Source organism: Pseudomonas sp. NMI760_13 (genome assembly GCF_021283245.1).
Taxonomy (GTDB): Bacteria; Pseudomonadota; Gammaproteobacteria; order Pseudomonadales; family Pseudomonadaceae; genus Aquipseudomonas; species Aquipseudomonas peradeniyensis.
Window position 1 is genome coordinate 61200 of sequence record NZ_JAJSRC010000022.1, and the last position, 26495, is coordinate 87694.

Genomic DNA, 26495 nt, shown 5'->3' on the forward strand with positions numbered 1-26495 from the left:
TCGCGGGTGCTGCGACAATCTTCTACCGCGTCTGCCATTTCCCGTCGAGCCAGGATGTCCGTCCGACAACGACATCCCGGGAGTGGATCATGAGCAGTATCAAGGAGCGTGTGGAGCGCAGTCTCGAGGCGTTGGACGCGGGGCGGCCGCTGGTACGCCTGGTCGACGAGATCATTCGCGAATACCCCGACCCCTATGTGCTGGCCTCCCAGCATGCGCAACGCATCGTGCTCAAGCACACGGGCAAGCCGATCGATCCACGGTTCATCTGGTGGCACCAGTTCGCCACCGCCAGTTCCAGTCACCGCAGTTTCACCGGCTGGCAGCACAGCGGCCCGCCGCTGAAGTCGATGCACCTGGTCGAGCTGGTGATCAAGCGCTTCGATGCGCATTTCCAGGAAGCGACCGACGAACTCGACCTGTACGGTGGTTTCTACCGCCAGGGTCGGCAGGCCGATTGTTTCGACGAACACAATGAAGTGCCAATGCTTGCCAGCAAGGTCCAGGAGGATCTCTGGGCGTTGGACTTCGCCGTTGCCTACCGCGGCGCGATCAGCCGCTTCTGGAACACCTACTCGCAGCATTTTCGCGTACTGGCCAAGGTCAACCTGCTGGGGCAGGGGGCGGGCGCGGTGCGGGCCGGACGTATCAGTCGAAGCGACTGGACGCTGCTGCGGGCGATGGTCGCCGACGGCCTGCAGGGCGGCGTGCTGCCGACCCTGGACAAGCTGAAACAGGCCAGCACCACGCACCCGTTTTCGGCCTGTCGCTACGTGCTCGATCGCGGCGATCGTGGTTGCCTCTACAGCTTTGCGACCGACACGGGGCGGACGCTGCTGTACCGCCCTTGGGCGAGCGACGCTTTCAAGAGCTTCGACTCCGAGCAGGCCATGGCGGGCTGGCTGCGTGAACAGTTGCAGGATGCCGACACCCTGGCCAGCTACGTCAAGGCGGCGCACACCGATGCCCGCGATCCCGCGCGCGCCCACTCGGTGAGGACCCACCTGCTAAGCATCGCCAACAGTGCGAGCGAGCAAGCGGCACGGGTGTTGCTCGGTTACCTGAAAAGGCCGATCAGCGACGATATCTTCACATACCTGGCCAGCCAGGCCACCGGCGAGATGAATGACAACGCCGCGGCGATGCTTGGCAATGCCGACCTGCGCAAGGCGATGTGGAGCGGTTACCTGTCGGTATTCATCAAGGTGTTCGGCGGCTTTGCCCCGCTCGGTTGGCCAATGACCCTGATGCTGCTGGGGGCAAGCCTGGGCAAGGTGGGCCTGGACATCGATGCGGCGTTGCATGCCGCGGATGAGCAGAGCCGCAAGAGCGCCCTGCGCGATGCCATGCTCGACAGCCTGTTCGCCGCCTTGAACATGGTCGATCTGGGGTTTCAGTCGAGCTTTGCCTCACTGGCCTATGAAACGCCGGCCGGCGAGATGGATGTGCACCTGGAGCGCTGGCAGGTGGCGCAGACCGCCACGCTGCCGGTGGAAGGACGAGAGAGCAACGTGTTGCCGAGGGGGGAGCTGCAAGGCAGCGGGCGCTTGCGGGGTATCAGGGTCGATGCGCACGGCAGCTGCTGGATCGTGCTCAACGGCCTGTCCTACCGGGTGCGCTACAACCATGAACTGCGGGTCTGGCAGGTGGTGCCCGCGCACAATCCCTTTGCCTTCGGCCCCCTGTATCCGGTACGTCTGAGCGACAGTAACGAATGGGAGCTGCTGGTGCCGCCGCGGCTGGCCGGTGGCGCGCCTCCCGTCGTCGAAGGCATGCCCAGCGCCACCTCGCGCTTCTGGAACCGCCACGTGGTGGTGGATGACGCGCGGGCCAAGGCGTTTTCCGCCAATGCCTTGCACCGCCAGAAGGCATTGCTGGAGCCCCAGCCTATTCCACGCCTGGCGCGCGACCAGGTTCCCGAGCTGGACGAGCATGGCCTGGATTGCGTGCGGAGGGAGGGCGTTGTCCAGTATTCCTACCGTTACGATCGCGAGTACTTCAATTCGTTGATCGAGTACTACACCAGCGACGAGTCGAGGGTGAACGATGTGTTCCGCTCAGGCACGTACCGCTATGGCGACGAGGATGACTACATCGCCAAGCTGGCCGATACCCTGGAGCAACTGCCCGAGAGCAGTGAGGTGAGCCTGTATCGTGGCGGGCATGCTTCGCGTGGCACCAGTGGCGAACACTATCGCAATGGCCGGATACGGGTTGGCGATGTGCTGGTCAATACCGACCTGACCTCGTTTACCGAGAATCCCTACAAGGTCGCCGAGTTCGCCTCGCAACCTTCGGTCAATGCACCCGGTCACCTGCCGGGGGTGTTCGACGACACGTCGGTGGTGTTCGAGCTGCCCCTAGGGCGTTACCAGGAGGGCACGCCGATCAGCGCATTCTCGCTTTACTGGGACGAAGGGGAGACCCTGTTCCTGCCGGGCCACTACTTCCGGATCGACAACCTGGAGCAGGTCTACGGTGAGCACTATCGCTTCGTCCATGTCACGCTCCAGCAGGTGCCCAAGCCTGCTGTCGGGCCGGTCTACGATCTGCGCACAGGCCTGTTGTTCGACGAACAGGCCTACAAGGTGCGATTCAGGACGCCTGGGCTGGCAGAGCGTTTCTTTCCCGTCGACCCGCCGGCTGCCGCTGCCAACTGAGGCGGCGCCGATCAAGCCTGCTTGAGCAGCAATGCCACCCCGGGATAGTACTGTCCCAGTTCGTTATGCAGCTTGCGGTAGGCATACGGGAAGTACCAGGCTATCGCGCAGGCCGTGTGCTTTTGCAGGTCGTCCACCAGGTCCTGCAGTTCCTCGGGGCTGGCATGCTGGCCGGCCTTCCACGGGGTGACGAACAACGCCCCGGCCTTGAGCTGGCTGCCATAGGCTATCGGCTTGGCCAGGGCGGCGGTTTCCTGCAGGGCCGCCGTCAGGTCGAGGCGGGCGATACGCGGCCAGCGCTGGCCGGCGTGCAGGTACAGCGACTCCTCGGCGCTGCTGATCGACAGGTCGCAGCGCCCATCGCGCTCGCCCTCGTCGCGCTGCTTCTTGCTCATGTGCCGTTCCAACGCCACCAGCTCACCCTGCCAGGCGGCCGCGGCGAGCAGGCCGACGTTGGCGGCGGTGCCGTGCCAGTAGGGTGCCTCGTTGTCGCCCTGCAGCTGGTTGAAGCGGTCGATGCAGTCGACCCAGCGTTCCAGGGCCGGGCGCAGGAACTCCAGGCGCGGGTTGTTGATGATCAGGCCTTGCATGCTGCGCTCTCCTTGTCATTGTGATCGAGGTCAGCCGATAAAATGGTGGCTATGTGATATCACTGCTTTGAGTGTGGCACAAGCTGGCGGATCGGCCATTGATCCAGGCCAGATCGGCCCTCGTTCGATTGACGCTCCCGATTCAACCCTCTAACCTTCGCGGCGTGTTTCAGGTGCCCTGCGAGCCGCGGTTCGGCAGGGTGAAACTGGGAAGCCGGTGGGCGCCAGCAGGCGCGAGCCCGGCGCTGCCCCCGCAACGGTAGATGAGTCGACGGTTACGCAAGGCCACTGGATTTCCAAGTCCGGGAAGGCGCGTGGCCAGGGCCTGCGCCCGCTCATGAGCCCGGAGACCGGCCTGTCACTGCCAAACGGCATCACGGAGGGTGATGCGCGGTGCGATGTGGCCGTTGCCATGCCCCCTGCGCGCTCCTCGTCTGCCTGCCTTTTATCTGTCGCCGCCGCCGCGACAGCCTGCGGAGACCCCTGATGAGCGAATCCATCGAACGCGACGAACGTCACCTGGCGCGCATGCAGCGCAAGAAGGCGATCATCGACGAGCGCATCGCTAATTCCCCCAACGAATGCGGCCTGCTGCTGGTGCTGACCGGCAATGGCAAGGGCAAGAGCAGCTCGGCCTTCGGCATGCTCGCCCGCGCCCTGGGCCACGGCATGCAATGCGGCGTGGTGCAGTTCATCAAGGGCCGCAACAGTACCGGCGAGGAGCTGTTCTTCCGTCGTTTCCCCGAGCAGGTGCGCTACCACGTGATGGGCGAGGGCTTTACCTGGGAAACCCAGGACCGTCAGCGTGACATCGCCGCCGCCGAAGCCGCCTGGGCGGTGTCGCGGCAGTTGCTGCAGGACCCGTCGATCCAGTTCGTCGTGCTCGATGAGCTGAATATCGCCCTCAAACATGGCTACCTGGACCTCGATCAGGTGCTTTCGGATATCCAGGCCCGTCCACCGATGCAGCATGTGATCGTCACCGGTCGCGCCGCCAAGCCGGAAATGATCGAACTGGCCGACACCGTCACCGAGATGGGCATGCTCAAGCACGCCTTCCAGGCCGGTATCCGCGCGCAGAAGGGCGTCGAACTGTGAGTGAGTCGCGCCAGTGTCCCGCCGTGCTGATCGCGGCCCCGGCCTCGGGCCAAGGCAAGACCACGGTCACCGCCGCCCTGGCTCGCCTGCACCGCAACCTCGGGCGTAAGGTGCGGGTGTTCAAGTGCGGGCCTGACTTTCTCGATCCGATGATCCTGGAGCGCGCCAGCGGCGCGCCGGTCTACCAGCTCGACCTGTGGATGATTGGCGCCGAGGAAAGTCGTCGCCTGTTGTGGGAAGCGGCGGGCGAGGCCGACCTGATCCTGATCGAAGGCGTGATGGGCCTGTTCGACGGTACCCCGTCAAGCGCCGACCTGGCACGCCACTTCGGCGTGCCGGTGCTGGCGGTGATTGACGGCACCGCCATGGCCCAGACCTTCGGCGCCCTGGCCCTGGGCCTGGCGCGCTACCAGCCCGACCTGCCGTTCGCCGGGGTGCTGGCCAACCGGGTCGGCAGCCTGCGCCATGCGCAACTGCTCGAAGGCAGCCTGACCGAAGGCCTGCGCTGGTACGGCGGGTTGTCCCGCGAGCGCGGCATCGAGCTGCCCAGCCGCCACCTCGGCCTGGTCCAGGCCAGCGAGTTGAACGATCTGGATGCTCGACTGGACGCTGCCGCCGAAGCGCTCGGTGCCAGCTGCGATGCCGCGTTGCCGCCACCGGTCAGTTTTGCCGGGCCTGAGCCGGTGAGCGTGACCTCGTCGCTGACCGGGGTGCGCATCGGCGTGGCCCGCGACGAAGCCTTTGCGTTCACCTACGGTGCCAACCTCGACCTGCTGCGCGGCCTCGGTGCGCAGCTGGAGTTCTTCTCGCCGGTGCATGATCGCGAGCTTCCCGTGGTGGACAGCCTCTACCTGCCCGGCGGCTACCCTGAGCTGCATCACCAGGCCCTGGCCGCCAACGCGCCGATGCTGGAGGCGATCCGCGCCCATCATGCCGCCGGCAAGCCGCTGCTGGCCGAGTGCGGTGGCATGCTCTACCTGCTCGACGCACTGACCGACGTGGCGGGCGAGCGCGCCGCGCTGCTGGGCCTGCTGCCGGGCGAGGCAACCATGCAGAAGCGCCTGGCGGCCCTGGCCCTGCAGGCGGTCGAACTGCCTGAAGGCACCCTGCGTGGCCACACCTACCACCATTCGCTGACCAGCACCGAGCTGGCGCCGATCGCCCGTGGCCTGAGCCCCAACGGTGGGCGGGGCAACGAGGCAGTCTATCGCCTGGGGCGCCTGACCGCCTCCTACGTGCACTTCTATTTCCCCTCCAACCCCGATGCGGCGGCGGCGCTGCTGCGACCATGAGCCGACACGCCTACAGTGAAGCCGAACGCCAGGCCATCTACCGGGCCATTGGCGAACGCCGCGACATGCGCCATTTCGCCGGGGGCGAGGTGGCCCCCGAGTTGCTCGGGCGCCTGCTCGCCGCCGCCCATCAGGCACCCAGCGTGGGCCTGATGCAGCCGTGGCGCTTCATCCGTATCAGCCAGCGTGCATTGCGCGAGCGGATCCAGGCGCTGGTGGAGCAGGAGCGGGTACGCACCGCCGAGGCCCTGGGCGAGCGCTCCGATGAATTCATGAAGCTCAAGGTCGAAGGCATCAACGACTGCGCCGAAGTGCTGGTGGCGGCGTTGATGGACAAGCGCGAGGCGCACGTCTTCGGTCGCCGCACCTTGCCCGAGATGGACCTGGCCTCGCTGGCCTGCGCCATCCAGAACCTGTGGCTGGCGGCGCGTGCCGAAGGGCTGGGCATGGGCTGGGTGTCGCTGTTCGACCCCGAGGCCCTGGCCGAGCTGCTGGGCATGCCCGCCGGCGCCAAGCCCATGGCGGTGCTGTGCCTGGGGCCGGTGACCGAGTTCTATCCGGCACCGATGTTGGTACTGGAAGACTGGGCCGAGCAACGACCGTTGAGCGAGATGCTGTACGAAAACCATTGGGGAGAGCGTCCATGAGCGTGGCCTTGCTGACCGTGGCGGGCGTGGCCCTGGATGCGCTGCTGGGCGAGCCGCGTCGACGTCATCCGCTGGTGGGTTTCGGCAACTTCGCCTCGCGCCTGGAACAACGTTTCAACGCCGGCGGGCGCGGCTGGCGCAGCCATGGCGTTACCGCGTGGTTCCTGGCCGTGGTGCCGCTGACTCTGCTGGCGCTGATCCTGTCGTGGCTGCCGTATATCGGCTGGCTGGTGGATGTGCTGGCGCTGTACTGCGCCTTGGGCCTGCGCAGCCTGGGCGAGCATGTGCTGCCGGTGGCCCAGGCGCTGCGCCAGGGCGACCTGGCCGAGGCGCGGCGGCGCGTCGGTTACCTGGTCAGCCGCGAGACCCGCGAGCTGGACGAGCCCGCCGTGGCCCGGGCGGCTACTGAGTCGGTGTTGGAGAACGGCAGCGACGCGGTGTTCGCCGCGCTGTTCTGGTTCGTCGTGGCCGGCGCGCCGGGGGTGGTGCTGTATCGCCTGAGCAATACCCTGGACGCGATGTGGGGCTATCGCAACGAGCGCTTCGAGCGCTTTGGCTGGTGCGCGGCGCGCATCGACGATGGCCTGAACTATATTCCCGCCAGGCTGGTGGCGCTGACCTACGCGCTGCTGGGCAAGACCCGGCTGGCCCTGGCCTGCTGGCGCAGCCAGGCGCCGCTGTGGGACAGCCCGAACGCCGGCCCGGTGATGGCGGCGGGGGCCGGTGCGCTGGGCGTGGAGCTGGGCGGCCCGGCGGTGTATCACGGCGAGTTGCACGAACGGCCGCGCCTGGGTGAAGGGTCAATGGCCGACGCCGATGCCATCGAGCGCGGCTGGAGCCTGGTGCAGCGCGGCGTGTGGCTGTGGGTGCTGTTGATCTGCGTGGGAGCCTATCTGAATGCTTGAACACGGTGGCCGCCTGCTGCGGGCGGTGAAACAGTACGCCATCCCTCGGGAGCAGTGGCTCGACCTGTCCAGCGGTATCGCGCCATGGCCTTACCCGATACCGCCGATTCCGCTGGAGGCCTGGGCCCGCCTGCCGGAGACCGAGGATGGCCTGGAGGCGGCGGCGCGGCAGTACTACGGCGCGCAGCCGTTGCTGGCGGTGGCCGGTTCCCAGGCGGCGATCCAGGCCTTGCCGTACTTGCGCCCGGTCGGGCGGGTCGGGGTCCTGTCGCCGTGCTATGCCGAGCATCCGCATGCCTGGGCACGGGCAGGGCACACGCTGGTCGAACTGGACGAGACCGAGGTCGAGGACGTGCTCGACAGCCTCGACGTGCTGGTGCTGGTCAACCCCAACAACCCCACTGGCCGCCGGGTGACCCGCGAACGCCTGCTGGCCTGGCATACGCGCCTGGCCGAGCGCGGTAGCTGGCTGCTGGTGGACGAAGCCTTCATGGACAACACGCCCGAACACAGTGTGGTCGATCAGGCCGGGCAACCGGGCTTGATCGTGTTGCGCTCGTTCGGCAAGTTCTTCGGCCTGGCCGGCGTGCGGCTGGGGTTTGTCGTCGCCCAGGTGGATGTGCTGCGACGCCTGGCCGAGGCACTCGGGCCCTGGACCGTCAGCGGCCCGACCCGTGTGCTGGGGCAGGCGTGTTTTGCCGACGACGCGGCGCACCAGGCACAAATTGCCCGTTGCGCCCAAACCAGCCAGCGTATGGCCACCTTGCTTGATGGTGCAGGCCTGCCACCCAGCGGTGGCTGCGACCTGTTCCAGTACGTGCGTGATGAGCGTGCCGCGCACCTGCATGAATTTCTCGCCCGCCGTGGCATCCTGGTGCGCTTGTTCGAGCAGCCGCCCGCGCTGCGTTTCGGCCTGCCTGCCACGGCGGCGGACGAACAACGTCTGGCCCAGGCCCTGGCGGACTACCAGAAGGAATCGGCATGACCACCCTCATGGTGCAAGGCACCACCTCCGATGCCGGCAAGAGCACGCTGGTCACCGCCCTGTGCCGCTGGCTGCTGCGCCAGGGCGTTGCCGTGGTGCCGTTCAAGCCGCAGAACATGGCCCTCAACAGCGCCGTGACCGCCGACGGCGGCGAGATCGGCCGCGCCCAGGCGGTGCAGGCCCAGGCCTGCCGGCTGGCGCCGCACACCGACATGAACCCGGTGCTGCTCAAGCCCAACAGCGATACTGGTGCCCAGGTGATCGTCCATGGCCGCGCGGTGACCAGCATGAACGCCGTCGCCTACCACGACTACAAGGCCATCGCCATGCAGGCGGTGCTGGCGTCCCACGAGCGCCTGAGCGCAGCCTATCCGGTAGTGATGGTCGAAGGTGCCGGCTCCCCGGCGGAGATCAACCTGCGGGCCGGCGACATCGCCAACATGGGCTTCGCCGAGGCGGTCGACTGCCCGGTGATCCTGGTGGCCGATATCAACCGGGGCGGCGTGTTCGCCCACCTGGTCGGCACCCTGGAGCTGCTGTCGGCAAGCGAACAGGCGCGGGTCAAGGGCTTTGTCATCAACCGTTTCCGTGGCGACATCGCCTTGCTGCAACCGGGCCTGGACTGGCTGGAGCAGCGCACCGGCAAGCCAGTGCTGGGGGTGCTGCCCTATGTCACCGACCTGCACCTGGAGGCCGAGGACGGTATCGATACCCGCCAGGGGACGAAGGGCGAGCGCGTGCTCAAGGTGATCGTCCCGGTGCTGCCGCGGATCAGCAACCACACCGACTTCGACCCGCTGCGCCTGCATCCGCAGGTGGACCTGCAGTTCATCGGCCCGGGCCAGCCGATCCCGCCCGCCGACCTGATCATCCTGCCAGGCTCCAAGAGCGTGCGCGGCGACCTGGCGCAACTGCGCGAGCGTGGCTGGGACACCGCCATCGCCCGGCACCTGCGCTACGGCGGCAAGCTCATCGGCATTTGCGGCGGCCTGCAGATGCTCGGCGAGCAGGTGCATGACCCACTGGGCCTGGAAGGGCCCGCCGGCTCCAGCGCGGGCCTCGGCCTGCTGGCCTACAGCACCGTGCTGGAGGCCGAGAAGCAGCTGCGCAATGTCACAGGCACGCTGTACCTCGAACAGAGCCCGGTGTCGGGTTACGAGATCCATGCCGGTGTCACTCAGGGGCCGGCGCTGGAGCGTCCGGCGGTGCAACTGGCCGATGGCCGTGCCGACGGCGCCATAAGCGCCGACGGACAGATCCTCGCCACCTACCTGCATGGCCTGTTCGAGGGCAGCCAGTCGTGCACCGCGCTGCTGCGCTGGGCAGGTTTGGCCGATGTGCAGACCATCGACTACGAGGCTCTGCGCGAACGCGATATCGAGCGCCTGGCCGACCTGGTCGAGCAGCACCTGGACACCGCGCACCTGCGCCAACTGTGTGGGGTCGCCTGACATGCGCAACCTGATCCTCGGCGGCGCCCGTTCGGGCAAGAGCCGCCTGGCCGAGCAACTGGCCGAGGCCAGCGGCCTGTCGGTGACCTACATCGCCACCAGCCGGCCGCTGGATGGCGAGATGAATGAACGCGTGCGCCTGCACCGCGAGCGCCGTCCGGCCCATTGGGGGCTGGTGGAGGAGCCCGTGGCGCTGGCTGATGTACTGCGTGCCGAAGCCGCCGAAGGACGCTGTCTGCTGGTGGACTGCCTGACCCTGTGGCTGACCAACCTGCTGATGCTCGAGGATGACCTGCGCTTGGCGCAGGAGCGCGACGCACTGCTCGAGTGCCTGGCGCAGTTGCCGGGCACCGTCATCCTGGTCAGCAACGAAACCGGCCTGGGCGTGGTGCCCATGGGTGAACTGACCCGTCGCTACGTCGACCTGGCGGGCACGCTGCACCAGGCTGTGGCCGAACGCTGCCAGCGCGTGGTGTTGACCGTGGCCGGCCTCCCTCTCATGCTCAAAGGACCTGCCCTATGACCCAGATGTGGTGGCGTGATGCCTGCCAACCCCTCGACACCGCCGCCATGGACCAGGCCCGCGCCCGTCAGCAGCAACTGACCAAGCCGGCCGGCTCCCTCGGCCAGCTCGAAGACCTTGCAATCCGCCTGGCCGGCCTGCAAGGGCGGGAGCGTCCCAGCCTGGAACGCATCGCCATCACGGTCTTTGCCGGTGACCATGGCGTGGTGGAGGAGGGCATCTCCGCCTATCCACAGGCGGTGACCGGGCAGATGCTGCGCAACTTCGTCGGCGGTGGCGCGGCGATCAGCGTGCTGGCGCGCCAACTGGATGCTCAACTGGAGGTGGTCGACCTCGGTACCATCGACCCGACCCTGCAACTGCCCGGTGTCCATCACCTGAACCTCGGGCCCGGCACCGCCAACTTCGCCCGTCAGCCGGCGATGACCGACGCGCAACTGGCTGCGGCGTTGCAGGCCGGTCGCGACAGCGCCTTGCGCGCACTCGATAACGGCGCCCAGCTGTTTATCGGCGGCGAAATGGGCATCGGCAACACCACCGCAGCGGCGGCGCTGGCCAGTACGTTGCTGGGCTGCCCGGCGCGTGAACTGAGCGGGCCGGGCACCGGCCTGGACAGCGCCGGCGTGCGGCACAAGGCCGAAGTGATCGAACGTGCCTTGGTGCTGCACGGCCTGCGTGCCGACCAGCCGCTGCAGGCGCTGGCCTGTGTCGGCGGCTTCGAGATCGCCGCCCTGGCCGGTGCCTACCTGGCGTGCGCCCAGCATGGCGTGGCAGTGCTGGTCGATGGCTTCATCTGCAGTGTCGCCGCCCTGGTGGCGGTACGCCTCAATCCACAGTGCCTGCCGTGGTTGCTGTTCGCCCACCAGGGCGCCGAGCCGGGGCACAAGGTCCTGCTGGCGGCCCTGGAGGCCGAGCCGCTGCTGGTCCTGGGGCTGCGCCTGGGCGAGGGCAGCGGCGCGGCGCTGGCGGTGCCGCTGATCCGCCTGGCCTGCGCCCTGCACGGACAGATGGCGACCTTCGCCGAGGCGGCGGTGGCGGATCGCCCGGCATGATCCTCGAACTGCTGCGCCATGGCGAGACGGAACTGGGTGGCGGCTTGCGCGGCAGCCTCGACGACGCCCTGACCGAGACTGGCTGGGCGCAGATGCGCCAGGCTGTCGCCGAGGCCGGCCCTTGGGATGTGCTGGTCAGTTCGCCGTTGCAGCGCTGTGCGGCGTTCGCCGATGAGCTGGGTGCGCGCCTGAACTTGCCGGTGCTGCGCGAGGCCGGTGTGCGCGAGCTGCACTTCGGCGAGTGGGAAGGGCAAAGCGCCGCGCAGATCATGCAGGTTGACGCCGATGCCCTGGGGCAGTTCTGGAATGACCCGTATGCGTTCACCCCGCCGGGCGGCGAGCCGGTGCTGGCCTTTGCCGAACGGGTGCTGGCGGCGGTCGAGGGCATGCGCCGTGCGTACGCAGGCAAGCGCGTGCTGATGGTCACCCATGGCGGGGTGATGCGTCTTCTCCTGGCGCGGGCACGTGGCTTGCCGCGTGAGCAATTGCTTCAGGTCGAGGTCGGGCATGGCATGCTGGCTCGCCTGATGCTGGAGAACGACGGCCAGATGCGCGAGGTGGGTTGAGATGCTGCCGTTCTGGATCGCCCTGCAGTTCCTCAGTAGCTTGCCGGTACGCTTGCCGGGCATGCCGGAGCCTCGCGAGATGGGGCGTTCGCTGCTGTGCTATCCGCTGGTGGGGCTGCTGTTCGGCCTGTTGTTGTGGCTGGCCAGCCATCTGCTGCAAGGCACCGCGGCGCCCTTGCACGCGGCCTTGCTGCTGGCGCTGTGGGTGCTGCTCAGCGGCGCGCTGCACCTGGACGGCCTGGCCGACAGCGCCGACGCGTGGCTGGGGGGCTTCGGCGATCGCGAGCGCACTTTGCAGATCATGAAGGACCCGCGCAGCGGGCCGATTGCCGTGGTCACGCTGGTGCTGGTATTGCTGCTGAAGTTCTGTGCCCTCTGGGTGCTGGTCGAGCGGGGCGCTGGCGGCCTGCTGGTACTGGCGCCGGTGGTGGGAAGGGCGGCGATGCTTGGGCTGTTTCTCGGCACGCCTTACGTGCGTGCGGGTGGGTTGGGTGCGGCCCTGGCCGAACACCTGCCCCGGCGCGGCGCGAACTGGGTATTGTTGGTTTCTGCGCTGGCCGGACTGGCGCTGGGAGGCTGGGCGGTGCTGTGGCCACTGCTGGCGGCGTTGGTGGTATTCGTGTGGCTGCGTAAGCTGATGTGCCGTCGTTTGGGTGGAACCACAGGGGACACGGCCGGGGCGCTGTTGGAACTGCTGGAATTGACGGTGGTGGTTACTCTGGCACTACGCGCATAGCTTCAGGCCGACACGTTCCCCTGTGTAGGAGCGGCCTTGTGCCGCGAAAGGGCCGCCTAGCGGCCCCAGGATTTCAGCGTTAATGCAATGATCGCCGGGGCCGCTTTGCGGCCCTTTCGCGGCACAAGGCCGCTCCTACAGAAAGCGGACGTGTCCTGCATGGATCTCGGAAACCATCCCCACGTAATGCGGCTATCCTCGTTCGCCCCTCCAAATATCAGGAGCCCCTGCCATGCACCCTTGGATACTCGCCAGCCTGCTGGCCCTTGCCTCCCTACCCGCCACCGCCGCCGACCTGATCGATTTCTGGAACACCCCCCGCCACGGCGGCAACAGCTTCAACCGCCTGCCCCCGGACCAAACCTACTTCGATGCCCTGAAAGGCTACGGCGCCAGCTGGGTGCGCCTCTCCTACGATAAATGGCACCCGGCCGAACGCGACTTCCTGCTGGGCAACGCCGACGATTACCAGGGCCTGGCCGACGCCGACCTGAAGCAGCTCATCGCGGTGCTGGACCGCGCCCACGCCGCCGGCCTCAAGGTGGTCATCACGCCGCTGTCGCTCCCCGGCATGCGCTGGGCGCAGAACAACCAGAACCGCTTCGACGACCGGCTATGGCAGGACAAGCGTTACTGGACCCAGTCCACCCGTTTCTGGCGAGACGTTGCCCAGGCCCTCAAGGACCACCCGGCTGTTGCCGCGTACAACCTCATCAACGAGCCCGCTCCAGAGAAACAGGGAAACCTGGCCGAGCACGCCGACCTCGATCGGATGAAGCAGTGGTACGCCCGCGAGCAGGGCGGGGCGCGTGACCTGCCAGCGCTCTATCGGCAGTTGCTGGCGGCGATCCGCAAGGTCGACGGCAAGACGCCGGTCATGGTCGATGCCGGCTGGTACGCCGCCGCCGATGCCTTCGGCTACTGGCCCAAGGCGTTGGCGGATGAGCGTGTGCTGTACAGCGTGCACATGTACGAACCCTATGCCGCCACCAGTGCGCCTAATCTTGCTCGCGAGCAACCTTTCGCCTATCCGGGACCAGTGCCGTTTGCCGGGCAGACCCGGCAGTGGGATGCCGAGCAGGTCGCCCGCTATCTGCAACAGCCGGTGGATTGGGCCGATTCGATCAAGTTGCCACGTTCGCGCCTTGTGGTGGGGGAGTTTGGCTGCATGCGTCGGTTGCCCGGGTGCCGACAATACCTGGAGGATGTGCTCGCGGTGCTGGATCGCCAGCAATTGCATTGGGCCTTCTACAGCTTCCGCGAGGACAGTTGGGATGGCATGGATTACGAACTGGGTTCGGCCAAGGTGCCATGGCGCTATTGGCAGGCTATCGAAAATGCAGCGCCGGACCCCTTGCCGCGCAAGGCCACGGCCGAGTTCGAGCCGATCCGCCTGCGCCTGCTACCTAAACCGATACCGTGAAATTTCTTGCAACATCCATAATGCGGGTATATACACGTAACCATGCTGACCAGTGAATGCATCTGTACCCATCTGCGTCGCGCCGCCCGCGGGGTGAGCCGGCATTACGACGAGGCCCTTGCCGGCTTCGGCATCAATGTCGCCCAGTTTTCCCTGCTGCGCCATGTACAGCGCCTCGATCGCCCCAGCATCACCTGTCTGGCCGAGGCCATGGGCCTTGAGCGCAGCACCCTGGGCCGTAACCTCAAGGTGCTCGAGGCCGATGGCCTGGTGCGTCTTGCCGACGGCGACGACCAGCGCAACCGCGTGGTGCTGCTGAGCGAAGCGGGCAGGGCGCGCCTGGACGCCGCCTATCCGGCTTGGCAGCAGGCCCAGGCTCAGTTGGTGGAGCGGCTGGGCGAAAGCCAGCGTGACGAGTTGGTGCGCTTGCTGGAGCAGCTTGCCTGAACGACTACGATAGAAAGCGGGTATATACCCGCATCAACCTTGCGATGGGCTGGAGACAACGACAATGACTTCCCTTTGGCGGAGCAGCGGTTGGGTACTTGTGGGGGCGGCGCTGATCCTGGCGTTGTCGCTGGGGGTGCGACATGGTTTCGGCCTGTTCCTGGCGCCGATGAGTGCCGAATTCGGCTGGGGTCGTGAGGTGTTCGCCTTCGCCATCGCCCTGCAGAACCTGATCTGGGGCCTGGCCCAGCCGTTCACCGGCGCCCTGGCCGACCGTCTGGGCGCGGCCAAGGTGGTGGTGATCGGCGGCATCCTCTACACCGCCGGACTGGTGATGATGGGCATGGCCGACTCGGCCTGGTCGCTGTCGCTGAGCGCCGGCCTGCTGATCGGCATCGGCCTGTCCGGCACTTCGTTCTCGGTGATCCTTGGCGTGGTCGGGCGCGCCGTGCCGCCGGAGAAACGCAGCATGGCCATGGGCATCGCCAGCGCCGCCGGCTCCTTCGGCCAGTTCGCCATGCTCCCCGGCACCCTCGGCCTGATCCAGTGGCTGGGCTGGTCGGCGGCCTTGCTGGTGCTGGGCCTGATGGTGGCGCTGATCGTGCCGTTCGTAGGTATGCTGCGTGATCGACCGCTGCCCAGCCATGGCGCCGAGCAGAGCCTCGGCCAGGCGCTGCGCGAGGCCTGTTCGCACTCCGGCTTCTGGCTGTTGGCGCTGGGCTTTTTCGTCTGCGGCTTCCAGGTGGTGTTCATCGGCGTGCACCTGCCGGCCTACCTGGTCGACCAGCACCTGCCGGCGATCACCGGCACCACCGTGCTGGCGCTGGTCGGCCTGTTCAATATCGTCGGCACCTATACCGCCGGCTGGCTCGGCGGGCGCATGTCCAAGCCGCGCCTGCTGACCGGCCTGTACCTGCTGCGCGCCGTGGTCATCGTGCTGTTCCTCTGGGCGCCGGTGACCCAGTTCAGCGCCTACCTGTTCGGCATTGCCATGGGCCTGCTGTGGCTGTCCACGGTGCCGCTGACCAATGGCACCGTGGCCACGCTGTTTGGCGTGCGCAACCTGTCGATGCTCGGCGGCATTGTGTTCCTGTTCCACCAGTTGGGCGCGTTCCTGGGTGGCTGGCTGGGCGGGGTGGTCTATGACCAGACCGGCAGCTACGACCTGGTATGGCAGATCTCGATCCTGCTCAGCCTGCTGGCCGCGGCCCTCAACTGGCCAGTGCGTGAACGCCCGGTCGCCCGTCTGCAGGCCCAGGCCGCATGAACCGCCTGCTCGGGCGTGGCCTGATGCTGGTCGCCGCCGTGCTGGTGCTGGCGTTGGTGTGGTGGGGCTGGCACAAGGGCGGGCTGGCGTTGATGCAGTTGGGCATGAGCCTGTGTTAAGCGCTACCCTGCACATTCAAGGAATCATGTGCAGGAGACCGCTATCATGCATGCCCGCTGGCTGACCCTCCCCCTGCTGGCCCTGGCCGCCGCCACTTCGAGCTGGGCAGCCGACTGCCCGGCACTGCTCCAGGGCAGCCTGCCGGAGCTGCGTGGCAAGGAGCAGATCGACCTGTGCCAGCGCTTCGCCGGCAAGCCGCTGGTGGTGATCAACACCGCCAGCTACTGTGGCTTCGCCCCGCAGTTCGAAGGACTCGAGGCGACCTACAAGGACTACCACGAACAGGGCCTGGAAATGCTCGGCGTGCCGTCCAACGACTTCAAGCAGGAAGACGCTGACAGCGACAAGACCGCCAAGGTCTGTTACGCCAACTACGGCGTGACCTTCACCATGACCAAGGCCCAGCCGGTGCGCGGCAAGGACGCGATCCCGCTGTTCGTCGAGCTGGCCCGGCAGAGCAGCGCGCCGAAGTGGAATTTCTACAAGTATGTGGTGGACCGCAAGGGCAAGGTGATCGGCAACTTCTCCAGCCTGACCAAGCCGGATGATCCGGCGTTCAGGGCGGCGATCGACAAGGCGATTGCTTCGCAGCCTTGAGGGGGTACCTGGCATTTTTGCCAGTTATTCGCTGGTCGAGCAGATGTTAGGTTGTCGGCATCTACCGCTCGGTTGGGTCTGACATGTCGACTACCTATCTTGCAATGTGTGACTGGCAGCAATCGGTGCTTGGTGATGGCCAGGTGGGCAGGCGCTATACACCCTATGGCGCGTTGCCGCAGGTTGCCGGCCCCCGATTGGCCTATTGTGGGATGCCTTGTGAGGTGCTGACGGGTAACTATTCTCCGGGGAATGGGCACCGGACTTATGATCCTTTATTGAAACGATTCCACTCTCCTGATCGGCTGAGTCCGTTTGGAGGTGGCGGTATCAATGCATATGCATATTGCAGTGGGGATCCGATCAATCGCGAGGATCGTAATGGGCGTATTGATGGGTTTATCTTTGCGGCCAAAGCTGCTGCGACGGTTGGTGGAGTGCTGAGTCCGCTGACGCTGGCAGAGGGGGCGGCGGCTATCAATATGACGATCGCGCGAGCAAAGGGGGGAGATAATGCGCCAACAATTTCGCATATAGCTCTTCAGGCCGGGGTGACTATTTATACAGGAGCCACTGATGTAGTTTCGTTTGTTGTACTTTCCGGCTTCGCGCCTAAATCGGCCTATCCCGGAAAAACTCATGATAAAGGCCAGAAAGGTATAACTGCACGGGGTGTTATCATAATGAATGCTCTAGCGGTTCCTGCGAGGATTGTTGCATTCAAAAATAACAAGAAATACTACCCAGGTTTTGGCGTTTCGGATCGTTCAGGGGAAACAGATAAGCCTATAGAGTTGAAGACGATTCTTCGTGATACTGACATAGAGTCAGCAGCTAACACGAATAATATAGATCGAGGTTAACGGTTCAATTAATTGGTGTTGACGGCTTTTGATTGTTGATTGGTGAGGTCGCATCTCGGTATGGCTGGTATCGCGCGACAATGTTGCTTTGGCCTGGGGAGGTATCTGCTCCTGTGTAAAGACAACGCCAGGCCTATGCCCAGACCGAACTGATAGACGTCTGCCTGGCCGACCGCTTTGCCCTGACGACCAAGGTGCGGGAGTTCATGGATTACCTGCAGCGATGCCTGGGCGAGCAGTGGCGGGTGCAGGCATGAAAAAACCGCCACGAGGGCGGTTTTTTCATGCTGCGGGTGCCACTCAGAAGCGGTAGGTCAGCGAAGCACCAACGCCGTGGGCGCTGTTTTCGTACTTGGCCTGGTAGCTGCCCTTGAGGCCAGCTTCCGTCGCGCTGTGCGGCTGGTTGTTGACCTTGGTGTCTTCTTCCCACAGGTAGGAGTAGGCCACGTCGATGGTCATGTCGTCGGTCGGGCTCCAGCCGGCACCGATGCTGAAAATCTTGCGATCACCAGTAGGGATGCGCGGGGAGCGGTTGGTGTTGTTGGTCGGCGACTGGTCAACCGAGAAACCGGTGCGCAGGACCCACTCCTTGTTCACCTTGTAGGAGGCGCCGATGGCGTGAGCCCAGGTGTCGTGCCAGTTCTGTTCCTCGTTGATGGTCTTGAACTGCCCGGCAGGGCCTGCCGGCACTTCGTTGTTGACCGTGATGTTTTCCAGGCGGCTCCAGCGGGTCCAGGTGCTGCCTGCGTACAGGGTCCACTGGTCGTCCAGTTCGTGGGTGACCGAGAAGTCCACCGACTCGGGGGTCTTGATCTTCAGGGTGGCATCGAACTTGTTGCCGTCCAGGCCGAGCAGCGGGTAGCTGACCTTGGTCTTGCCTTCGAGCTTGTAGTCGACCATAGAGTGGTAGGTCAGGCCGACGCGGGTGCGGTCGGTGGCCTGCACCAGGACACCGATGTTGTAGCCGACGGCGGTGTCGTCGCCCTTGATCTTCACCTCGCCATCAGCCGGACGCAGCGGCGAGATACTGGCCAGGTTCGAACCCAGCTCGCCCTTGATGCGGTTGATGGTCGGGCCGAAGCCGATCGAGACCTTGTCGTTGAACGCATAGCTCACGGTCGGCTGGAAGGTCACGACCTCGACATGGCTCTTCTTGCCCCAGTAGCGCGCGGCATCGTCGCTACCGTAGTCGGTGACCAGGCCGAACGGCACGTAGACGCCGAAACCGACGCTCCAGTGGTCATCGATGGACTTGACGTAGTAACCCATCGGCACGCCGACCACGGGCACCATGTCACCGTCCATTTCCCCCCCTTTGTTACTGCCGCGTCCGGAAATATCGGACTTGGCGATGACCGCGGCACCACCGACGGTCATCTGGTCGCGCTTCAGGCGGGCCATGCCCGCCGGGTTGCCATACACGGTGCTGGCATCTTCGGCAGAAGAAGAACGACCCGCGAAACCTGTCCCCATGCCGCTGACGCTCTGTTCGTTCAGGGCAAAGCCGCTGGCGAGCAATTGGCTGGAAGCGAGGGCAACGGCAATGCCGAGAGAGGTTTTGAGCATAACTTTTTTCATTATTAGAAAACTCCTTGGGATCTCCGGGGCGAAAAGCTACCAACAAATGCCGCGCTGCGCCATAGGCTGAAACACAGGAGATAGAGCGGTTTTGTAGGACAATCCGACCAAAATTCCGTTTATTCCGGTTGTAGGACGTGTTGGCTCAGGAGGCTGGGGTGAGCATTGGCTCGATACAGTGTTGCCAGGCCTGAGTGAAATCCCGCAGGCGCCCCTGGGGCTGGAAGGTCTGCCGCCAGATCCGCGCCAGGCCCAGCAGATCGTCGGCCGCCGGCAACGGCATGGCCTGCTCTTCGATGAGCATCCAGGCGATGGCAGTGGCGTAGCGCAGGTTGACGGTCAGCTCGAGGTGCGGGCCGCCGAGGAAGGCGTGCTGGCTGGCCAGGCCACGTACCAGGCTGGCCAGTTCGGGGTCGCGGGCCAGGTATTCGTCCCACAGGCAGCGGTGACGATTCCCACCGATCCTGTAGAGCCCATGGCCGCGTCGGTCATGCAGGGCGGCCCCCAGCGCAGACTGGCTTGCGGCAACGCCCAGTAACAAAGCTTCTGCGCTGTCGCAGTGACGACCCAGGTAGACCAGGGTCGGCCGGATCACATATCGACTCAACTCGTTCGCAGCGATGCCCATGATGCCCTCTGCTGGAAAGGGCCGACGGGCGCTGGAGCTTGGCAGCTGGTGAGTGGTCAGGCCCGCCGGAAGCGGCAGGAGCCGCTCGAGTTGAAGTGTAGTGTGATAACTGTGGTGTAAAGGGCTGTTTTTAAATCGATTGCAGCCCGAAGGCGCGGGGCATATGCCCGCTGGCGATTAGGCCAATTGCCTTCAGGCTGGGTTTTGCATGGCGTATTCATGGCGTGAATCACCCGCCATTCGTTCATGCGGTCAGCGACTGGCGGGTGCGCTCGATCACTGCCTGCAGCGGTTCGGCCCGGTTGTATTGTTCCGGGTAGAGCCGCTCGCTGTGGCAGGCGATGCCATGCTCGTCGACCAGGGTGAAGCTGAAGCTGCCCTTGCGTGGGGCAACGATAAGGCACTTCAGTGGGGCGAAGGCCTGGGAAAGGGTGCCAAAGGCAGCCTGGATCTGTTGATGGTTACTCATATTGTTGGATGTTCCTGCGTAAGACACGGTGTTTGATCCGTGCACAATAGAAACGTTCCAGTGACGTCTTTATTAAGGAGACGCAGAACCTGACTGGAACAGGGCAGCCAGAGGGGCGCATGCAATAGGTGGGCGCTGGGCTGACTGGTAGGTACGACAGAAGGCAGGCAGCACACCGACACCAGGGTTCTGGGCGTCGGGGAAGATCCTGATCAATCTGAAACGTGATTCGTGCTGGGCAAGGTCTGCCGAGTGAATCATCGAATGGGCCGGTCCCGATGGGGCAGTGCCTGCTCGTTGTCGAGCGGTGGGCTGCGGGGACTGAGTGGCCAGAATGACTTCAGCTGGGTACTAACAGGGCGCAACCCTACACGAACATTTCGGGGTTGGCAAGCTTTTGGCATTCTGGCGGGAAGCCGATCATTATGTCGTCAATCGCGCCTGCTGTGAAGAGGGGGAAATGCCCCGGCAATCGCCCGGCTGTACCGTTTTCGTGCACCGTGCTGCCGTTTGTTGGTGCACTTGTACACACTCGGCTGAACAGTTGTAACCCTCCTGCAACATCCTGTGGACGGCTCGCCAATGACTTGACTGGGGGCTTAAGTCAATGAAAAAAAACACTAATTTTTGCTGGTGAAAAAATCGACAGTTTGAGCGAAAGCCCCATTTCACAGGGGTTTGCGGGCTGCCTCAAGGGGTTGTCCACCGAGTTATCCACAGGTTCTGTGGATTGTCCCGGGCGCTTGCTCTAGGACGGGCGTGCCAGCTGTTTCATCGATTGTCCGACAATCGGTGGATTGAGGTGGCATGGGCATTTTCCCTGGGAAAACGTCAAGAAAAAATCATGGAAAAAAATGTCGATCAGCCGAAGGTCGCCCGGGCCAGACCACGAAAAATGGAGTAGAGTGGCGCGCCTCTCGAGTCACCCTTGCTGTTGGTCATGAAGCTTCGCGGTAAACACCTCGCCAGTCCTGATGCCTCGCCATCGCTGCCTTCCCCCAAGCGCTTTTCCCTGAAAGTGGCCCTGTGGCTGCTCGACAGCCCACGCCTGGGCGACAAGCCCAGCGTCAAGCACCTGGCCGGGCGCATGCTCAAGCAGCCGGCGCGCCAGGGCGTGGTGGTGGCCCAGAGTCGCCTGGGGCAGATGCTCTGCCGCGATTGCGGCAATGCCCGCGACCGGCGCATCGGCCATGAATTGCTGCGCCAGGCGGCCCGTGCCGGTGATCGGCGGGCCCAGTTGGAATATGGCCGGTTGTGCCAGTCCCAGGAGCCGGAGCAGGCCCGCTACTGGTTGGAGCTGGCGGCGGGGCAGGGCTCGCAGGAGGCGCGGCGGTTGTTGCGCCAGTGGTTCGGTGGTTAGGGGTATCGATCCTCGCGTCCCCCTGTAGGAGCGGCCTTGTGCCGCGAAAGGGCCGCACAAGGCCCCGGCGATCTTTGCGTCAACACCGAATCCCCGGGGCCGTTGCACGGCCCTTTCGCGGCACAAGGCCGCTCCTACAGGGGGCACTGACCAGGCAGCCCTGCCACCAGGCTGATAAGCTGCGCAGCATTCGTCAATGTTCGATCGGGGTAAGCATGACAGTGGATCTGACCAGCATTCTGCTGGGCTTGGTGGCGGGCGCCGTGCCCTGCCTGGGCTGGGTCATGCAGGTGCAGCGCGGCCAGGGCGCACGCAAGGCCGAGCAGGCTTTGCTCGAGGAGCGCCTGAATGCCGCCCAGTTGACCCAGGCCGGCCTGCAGGCGCAGTTGGAGGCCAGCCGCGACGAGGTCAGCGACCTCAGCGAGGCCAACACCGTCAAGCAGACCCAACTGGCCGCCCAGGGCCGTGAACTGGAACTGCTGCAGATCGACCGCGACAACGCCCGTGACGCCGCCCATGCCTGGCACCTCGAGCGCGCCAACCGCGAGGCCGAGCTGCGTCGCCTCGAGGCCCAAACCGCACGCCTGGAGGCCGAGCTGCGTGAACAGCAGGAGAGCCACCAGCAACGCCTCGAGGACCTGCAGGAGGCCCGCGACACCCTGCGCGCGCAGTTCGCCGACCTGGCCACCAAGATCTTCGACGAGCGCGAACAACGCTTCGCCCAGACCAGCCAGCAGCACCTGGGGCAATTGCTCGATCCGCTCAAGGAGCGTATCCAGGCGTTCGAGAAGCGCGTCGAGGAAAGCTACCAGCAGGAGGCCCGCGAACGCTTCTCCCTGGGCAAGGAGCTCGAGCGCCTGCAGCAGCTCAACCTGCGCCTGTCCGACGAGGCCACTAACCTCACCCAGGCGCTCAAGGGCCAGAAGACCCAGGGCAACTGGGGCGAGCTGATCCTGGAGCGGGTGCTGGAGCACGCGGGCCTGGAGAAGGGCCGCGAGTACCAGACCCAGGTCAGCCTGCGCAGCGCCGACGGCGAGCGCTTCCAGCCCGATGTACTGATCATGCTGCCGGGCGACAAGCAGGTGGTGGTGGACGCCAAGGTCAGCCTGACGGCCTACCAGCAGTTCGTCGGCAACAACGACGAAGCCGCGCTCAAGCAGCATGTGCAGTCGTTGCGCAACCACGTCAAGGGCTTGTCGAGCAAGGACTACAACCGCCTCGAGGGCTTGCACAGCCTCGACTTCGTGCTGCTGTTCGTGCCCATCGAGGCGGCCTTCTCGGCGGCGCTGCAGGCCGAGCCCAACCTGTTCCAGGAGGCCTTCGACCGGCAGATCGTGATCGTCAGCCCGACCACCCTGCTCGCCACCCTGCGGGTGATCGACAGCCTGTGGAAGCAGGAACGCCAGGGGCAGAACGCCCGGGAGATCGCCGAGCGCGCCGGCTGGCTGTACGACAAGTTCGTGCTGTTCATCCAGGACCTGGACGAGCTCGGCGCGCGCCTGGCCCAGGTGGACAAGGCCTACGCCGCGGCGCGCAATAAGTTGTGCGAGGGGCGCGGCAACCTGGTCAGCCGCAGCGAGCAGCTCAAGCTGCTCGGTGCCCGGGCCAGCAAGAGCCTGCCCGCCGAGCTGATCGAGCGCGCCCTGGCCGACGAAGCGCTTACTGAACCAGGCTCAGATGCCGATTGAGCAGGGCGCGCAGGGCCGCCGGCTTGACCGGCTTGGCCAGGTAGTCAAGGCCCGCGGCATGCACCAGGGCGATGGTCTCATTGCGTCCGTCAGCGCTGATCACCACCCCGGGCACCGGCTCGCCCAGGCGCGTCCGTAGCCAGCCCATCAGCCCGGTGCCGGTCTCGCCGTCATCCAGGTGGTAGTCCACCAGCGCCAGGTGCGGGCGCAGGCCCTTGCCGAGCAGGGCCTCGCATTCGGCCTGGTTACGCGCCGTCCACACCTGGCAACCCCAACGGCTGAGCAGGCTGTTCATGCCGATCAGGATGCTGTCCTCGTTGTCCACGCACAGCACCTGCAGCCCGGCCAGCGGCTGCCCGGCCTGCTCCACGGGGGCGGGCGTCGCGGGCGCGGGGCTGTGGGCGATGGGCACGCTGACGCGGAACACGCTGCCCTTGCCCGGCCAGGAGCGCACCTCCAGCGAATGCCCGAGCACCCGGCACAGGCCGTCGGCGATCGCCAGGCCCAGGCCCAGGCCTTTCTCGGCGCGGGTCTGGTGGCTGTCCAGGCGCTTGAACTCCTGGAAGATCACCTGCAGCTTGTCGTCGGCGATGCCCGGGCCGCGGTCCCACACCTCCAGCCACAGGCGTTCGCCCTGGCGCCGTGCGCCCAGCAGCAGCGGGCTCTTGCCGTAGCGCAGGGCGTTGGTGAGGAAGTTCTGCAGCACCCGGCGCAGCAGCTTGATGTCGCTGTCCACCCGCAGGCGGCTGCCGCGCAGGCGGAACTCCAGGCCTTTTTCGGCGGCCAGTACCTTGAACTCGGCGCCGAGGGTATCGAACAGCTCGTTGAGGGCGAAGGGTTTGATGTCGGGGGTGACCTTGCCGTTCTCCAGGCGCGAGATGTCGAGCAGGTCGCTGATCAGCTCCTCGGCCGAGCGCAGCGAGCTGTCCATGTGCTGCACCAGCTGCCGGGCCTCGTCGTTCATGGCCTCGGCCTGTTGCGACAAGGCGGCGGAGAACAGCCGGGCGGCGTTGAGCGGTTGCATCAGGTCGTGGCTGACGGCGGCGAGGAAGCGGGTCTTGGACTGGCTGACCGCCTCGGCGCGGCTCTTGGCCTCGGTCAGCGCCTGGTTGAGCTGCGACAGTTCGTGGGTGCGCTCGGCGACGCGCTGCTCCAGGCCCTCGTTGGAGTCGCGCAGGGCTTGCTCGGCCTCGCGGAACGGGGTGATGTCGGTGAAGCTCATGACGAAGCCGCCGCCGGGCATCGGGTTGCCGATCAGCTCGATCACCCGGCCATTGGGGAACAGCCGTTCGGAGGAGTGGGCCCGGCCCTGGCGCATCCAGTGCAGGCGCCGCGCCACATGCACCTGGGCCTCGCCCGGGCCGCACAGGCCGCGCTCGGCGTTGTAGCGGATGATGTCGGCAATCGGCCGGCCGACGCTGATCAGCCCGTCGGGGTAGTTGAACAGCTCCAGGTAACGCCGGTTCCAGGCCACCAGGCGCAGGTTCTGGTCGACCACGCTGATGCCCTGGTTGATGTTCTCGATGGCGCCCTGCAGCAGCGCGCGGTTGAACTGCAGCACCTCGCTGGCTTCGTCGGCGATGCGCACCACGTCCTCGAGCTGCATGTCGCGGCCTTCGATGGCAGCCTTGACCACGGCGCGGGTCGAGGAGGTGCCGAGCACGCCGGCCAGCAGCCGCTCGGTGTGCTCGATCCAGTCGCCGTCGGCGTTCTGGTTGGGGTTGAAACCCTTGCCCTGGCGGTAGGCGAAGCGGATGAAGCTTTGCCGGGCGCGCTCCTCGCCGACGAAGCGCGCGGCAAGCTTGAGCAGGTCGTCGATCTGCACCGCCAGCAGGGGTTTGCTGGAAGGTCGGGCGCTGGTCTGCTGGCCAATGAAGCGCCCGGCCTGCCAGTGCTCGGAAACCCGTGTACGGGAGAGGATCGAGACCCAGGCGAACAGGGTGAAGTTGCCCGCCAGCGACAGCACCACGCCCTGGGTGAGTGGGGTGATCGGCAGGTTGAGCGGGTTGCCGTGCAACCAGGCCAGCCCCGGGAACAACTGCAGCGACCAGCCCAGGCTGTGGGCGGCGATCGGCAGCACCAGGGTGTAGAACCACAGGAAGATGCCGGCGGCCAGGCCGGCGAACACGCCGCGGCGGTTGGCCTGTTTCCAGTACAGCGCGCCGAGCATCGCCGGGGTCAGCTGGGTCACCGCGGCGAAGGCGATCTGGCCGATGGTCGCCAGGCTCGCGGTGGAGCCGAGCAGGCGGTAGCTGACGTAGGCCAGCAGCAGGATGACCACGATGGTCACCCGGCGCACCGAGAGCATCCAGTGGCGGAACACCTCGAAAGGCCGCTCGGCGTTGTTGCGTCGCAGCAGCCAGGGCAGCAGCATGTCGTTGGAGACCATGGTCGACAGCGCCACGGCCTCGACGATGACCATGCCTGTGGCCGCCGAGGCGCCGCCGATGAACGCCAGCAGGGCCAGGCTCGGGTGGGCCTCGGCCAGTGGCAGGCTGATCACGAACGAGTCGGAGATCACCGTGCCCGGCAGCAGCATCTGCCCGGCCAGGGCGATGGGCACCACGAACAGCGCGGCCAGGGCCAGGTACAGCGGGAACACCCAGCGCGCCAGGCGCATGTCCTGGGGCTCGATGTTCTCCACCACGGTGACGTGGAACTGCCGCGGCAGGCAGATGATCGCCATCATCGCCACGGCGGTCTGCACCACCATCGACGGCCAGTTGATGGTTTCTTCCCAATAATCGTTCAGGTGCACCGACTGCCGGGCCTGGGTGAACAGGTCGTCGAAGCCGTCATACAGGTTGAACACCACGAAGGCGCCCACGGCGAGGAAGGCCAGCAGCTTGACCAGCGACTCGAAGGCGATCGCCAGGACCATGCCGCGGTGGTGCTCGGTGACGTCCAGGCTGCGGGTGCCGAAGACGATGGCGAACAGCGCCAGCACCAGCGACACCACCAGCGCGGTGTCCTGCACCCGGCTGCCGGTGGCATCGGCGTTGGCGCCGATCAACAGGTTCACCCCCAGCACGATGCCCTTGAGCTGCAGGGCGATGTAAGGCAGCACGCCGACCAGGCAGATCAGCGCCACCACCACCGCCAGGGTCTGCGACTTGCCGTAGCGGGCGGCGATGAAGTCGGCGATCGAGGTGATGTTCTGCTGCTTGCTGATCAGCACCATCTTCTGCAGCACCCAGGGCGCGAAGATCAGCAGCAGCACCGGGCCCAGGTAGATGGGCAGGAACGCCCACAATTGTTCGGCGGCCTGGCCGACCGCGCCGAAGAAGGTCCAGCTGGTGCAGTACACCGCCAGCGACAGGCTGTACACCCAGGCGCGCAGGCGCGGCGGCAACGGCGTGCTGCGGCGGTCGCCATAGAAGGCGATGGCGAACATGATGGCCATGTAGGCCAGGGCGACCACGGCGATCAGCCCGCTGGACAACGACATGCAAACTCCGGAGCAAAAAATGAAACGCGGTCACGATCAATCAGTCTGGCACGCAGGGCGCGGTTCGTCAGCGCCGACCATGGTCGCAGTGGCAGGACGTCG

At 65.7% G+C, this 26495-nt stretch carries 24 protein-coding genes, 1 pseudogene and 1 riboswitch; of the genes and pseudogenes, 20 read left to right on the plus strand and 5 right to left on the minus strand.

Annotated features, from left to right (window positions below; all coding sequences use genetic code 11):
* Positions 1-89 precede the first annotated feature (89 nt).
* Positions 90-2660, plus strand: coding sequence for a dermonecrotic toxin domain-containing protein (locus LU671_RS20540; protein ID WP_232856711.1), 2571 nt, complete (start codon positions 90-92; stop codon positions 2658-2660).
* Positions 2661-2671: 11 nt separating this feature from the next.
* On the opposite strand, the gene LU671_RS20545 is transcribed toward LU671_RS20540, so the two are convergent.
* A complete protein-coding gene (locus LU671_RS20545) occupies positions 2672-3250 on the minus strand; it encodes a hypothetical protein (protein WP_203647683.1) in 579 nt (192 codons plus the stop codon).
* Positions 3251-3404: 154 nt separating this feature from the next.
* A riboswitch (cobalamin riboswitch) is annotated at positions 3405-3623 on the plus strand.
* Between the two features lie 113 nt (positions 3624-3736).
* Here LU671_RS20545 and cobO point away from each other — a divergent pair.
* The 17 genes and pseudogenes from cobO to LU671_RS29535 form a co-directional block, all read left to right on the plus strand.
* Entirely contained in the window at positions 3737-4348 is a 612-nt protein-coding gene (gene cobO / locus LU671_RS20550; RefSeq protein ID WP_028690903.1) for a cob(I)yrinic acid a,c-diamide adenosyltransferase, read from the plus strand.
* On the plus strand, positions 4345-5640 hold the full coding sequence (locus LU671_RS20555) for a cobyrinate a,c-diamide synthase (protein WP_203647682.1): 1296 nt from the start codon (positions 4345-4347) through the stop codon (positions 5638-5640). The genes cobO and LU671_RS20555 overlap by 4 nt, the downstream gene beginning before the upstream one ends.
* The gene (gene bluB / locus LU671_RS20560) at positions 5637-6287 is read left to right on the plus strand and encodes a 5,6-dimethylbenzimidazole synthase (RefSeq protein ID WP_028690901.1); all 651 of its coding nucleotides are present in this window, start codon (positions 5637-5639) and stop codon (positions 6285-6287) included. The genes LU671_RS20555 and bluB overlap by 4 nt, the downstream gene beginning before the upstream one ends.
* Entirely contained in the window at positions 6284-7192 is a 909-nt protein-coding gene (gene cbiB / locus LU671_RS20565; RefSeq protein WP_232856712.1) for an adenosylcobinamide-phosphate synthase CbiB, read from the plus strand. The genes bluB and cbiB overlap by 4 nt, the downstream gene beginning before the upstream one ends.
* The gene (cobD, locus tag LU671_RS20570) at positions 7185-8177 is read left to right on the plus strand and encodes a threonine-phosphate decarboxylase CobD (protein ID WP_232856714.1); all 993 of its coding nucleotides are present in this window, start codon (positions 7185-7187) and stop codon (positions 8175-8177) included. The genes cbiB and cobD overlap by 8 nt, the downstream gene beginning before the upstream one ends.
* A complete protein-coding gene (locus LU671_RS20575; protein WP_232856715.1) occupies positions 8174-9628 on the plus strand; it encodes a cobyric acid synthase in 1455 nt (484 codons plus the stop codon). Before cobD ends, LU671_RS20575 begins: the two co-directional genes overlap by 4 nt.
* 1 nt (position 9629) lies before the next feature.
* Complete coding sequence (cobU, locus tag LU671_RS20580) at positions 9630-10151, plus strand: bifunctional adenosylcobinamide kinase/adenosylcobinamide-phosphate guanylyltransferase (protein ID WP_232856716.1); 522 nt, start codon at positions 9630-9632, stop codon at positions 10149-10151.
* Positions 10148-11203 (plus strand): nicotinate-nucleotide--dimethylbenzimidazole phosphoribosyltransferase, encoded by a 1056-nt coding sequence (cobT, locus tag LU671_RS20585; protein ID WP_232856717.1) that lies wholly within the window; start codon positions 10148-10150, stop codon positions 11201-11203. Before cobU ends, cobT begins: the two co-directional genes overlap by 4 nt.
* On the plus strand, positions 11200-11769 hold the full coding sequence (cobC, locus tag LU671_RS20590; protein WP_232856718.1) for an alpha-ribazole phosphatase family protein: 570 nt from the start codon (positions 11200-11202) through the stop codon (positions 11767-11769). The genes cobT and cobC overlap by 4 nt, the downstream gene beginning before the upstream one ends.
* Position 11770: 1 nt before the next feature.
* Positions 11771-12505: an adenosylcobinamide-GDP ribazoletransferase gene (locus LU671_RS20595; RefSeq protein ID WP_232856719.1), complete on the plus strand. Its 735-nt coding sequence runs from the start codon at positions 11771-11773 to the stop codon at positions 12503-12505.
* Positions 12506-12737: 232 nt separating this feature from the next.
* Positions 12738-13928: a glycoside hydrolase family 5 protein gene (locus LU671_RS20600; RefSeq protein ID WP_232856720.1), complete on the plus strand. Its 1191-nt coding sequence runs from the start codon at positions 12738-12740 to the stop codon at positions 13926-13928.
* A gap of 42 nt (positions 13929-13970) precedes the next feature.
* Positions 13971-14375, plus strand: coding sequence for a MarR family winged helix-turn-helix transcriptional regulator (locus tag LU671_RS20605; protein WP_050704557.1), 405 nt, complete (start codon positions 13971-13973; stop codon positions 14373-14375).
* A 64-nt stretch (positions 14376-14439) separates the two neighbouring features.
* Complete coding sequence (locus LU671_RS20610) at positions 14440-15642, plus strand: MFS transporter (protein ID WP_186712761.1); 1203 nt, start codon at positions 14440-14442, stop codon at positions 15640-15642.
* Entirely contained in the window at positions 15639-15761 is a 123-nt protein-coding gene (locus LU671_RS29465) for a hypothetical protein (RefSeq protein ID WP_267813785.1), read from the plus strand. Before LU671_RS20610 ends, LU671_RS29465 begins: the two co-directional genes overlap by 4 nt.
* 46 nt (positions 15762-15807) lie before the next feature.
* Complete coding sequence (locus tag LU671_RS20615) at positions 15808-16359, plus strand: glutathione peroxidase (protein WP_186712762.1); 552 nt, start codon at positions 15808-15810, stop codon at positions 16357-16359.
* An 83-nt stretch (positions 16360-16442) separates the two neighbouring features.
* Positions 16443-17222: an RHS repeat-associated core domain-containing protein gene (locus tag LU671_RS20620; protein WP_232856721.1), complete on the plus strand. Its 780-nt coding sequence runs from the start codon at positions 16443-16445 to the stop codon at positions 17220-17222.
* A gap of 128 nt (positions 17223-17350) precedes the next feature.
* Positions 17351-17479, plus strand: a pseudogene (locus tag LU671_RS29535) (LysR family transcriptional regulator); the annotation flags it as partial.
* A gap of 43 nt (positions 17480-17522) precedes the next feature.
* Here the strand turns inward: LU671_RS29535 and LU671_RS20625 are convergent.
* From LU671_RS20625 to LU671_RS20635, 3 genes are all read right to left on the minus strand, one after another.
* Positions 17523-18800 carry an OmpP1/FadL family transporter gene (locus LU671_RS20625; RefSeq protein WP_203647672.1) on the minus strand — a complete coding sequence of 426 codons (1278 nt, stop codon included), beginning with the start codon at positions 18798-18800 and terminating at the stop codon, positions 17523-17525.
* A gap of 145 nt (positions 18801-18945) precedes the next feature.
* Complete coding sequence (locus LU671_RS20630; protein WP_232856723.1) at positions 18946-19428, minus strand: hypothetical protein; 483 nt, start codon at positions 19426-19428, stop codon at positions 18946-18948.
* Positions 19429-19672: 244 nt separating this feature from the next.
* The gene (locus LU671_RS20635; RefSeq protein WP_050704563.1) at positions 19673-19897 is read right to left on the minus strand and encodes a hypothetical protein; all 225 of its coding nucleotides are present in this window, start codon (positions 19895-19897) and stop codon (positions 19673-19675) included.
* 940 nt (positions 19898-20837) lie between these two features.
* Here LU671_RS20635 and LU671_RS20640 point away from each other — a divergent pair.
* Both LU671_RS20640 and rmuC read left to right on the plus strand, forming a co-directional pair.
* Complete coding sequence (locus LU671_RS20640) at positions 20838-21257, plus strand: tetratricopeptide repeat protein (protein WP_203647670.1); 420 nt, start codon at positions 20838-20840, stop codon at positions 21255-21257.
* 329 nt (positions 21258-21586) lie between these two features.
* On the plus strand, positions 21587-22945 hold the full coding sequence (gene rmuC / locus LU671_RS20645) for a DNA recombination protein RmuC (RefSeq protein WP_232856738.1): 1359 nt from the start codon (positions 21587-21589) through the stop codon (positions 22943-22945).
* On the opposite strand, the gene LU671_RS20650 is transcribed toward rmuC, so the two are convergent.
* Positions 22917-26393, minus strand: coding sequence for a hybrid sensor histidine kinase/response regulator (locus tag LU671_RS20650; RefSeq protein WP_203647669.1), 3477 nt, complete (start codon positions 26391-26393; stop codon positions 22917-22919). The genes rmuC and LU671_RS20650 overlap by 29 nt on opposite strands.
* Positions 26394-26495: the final 102 nt, after the last annotated feature.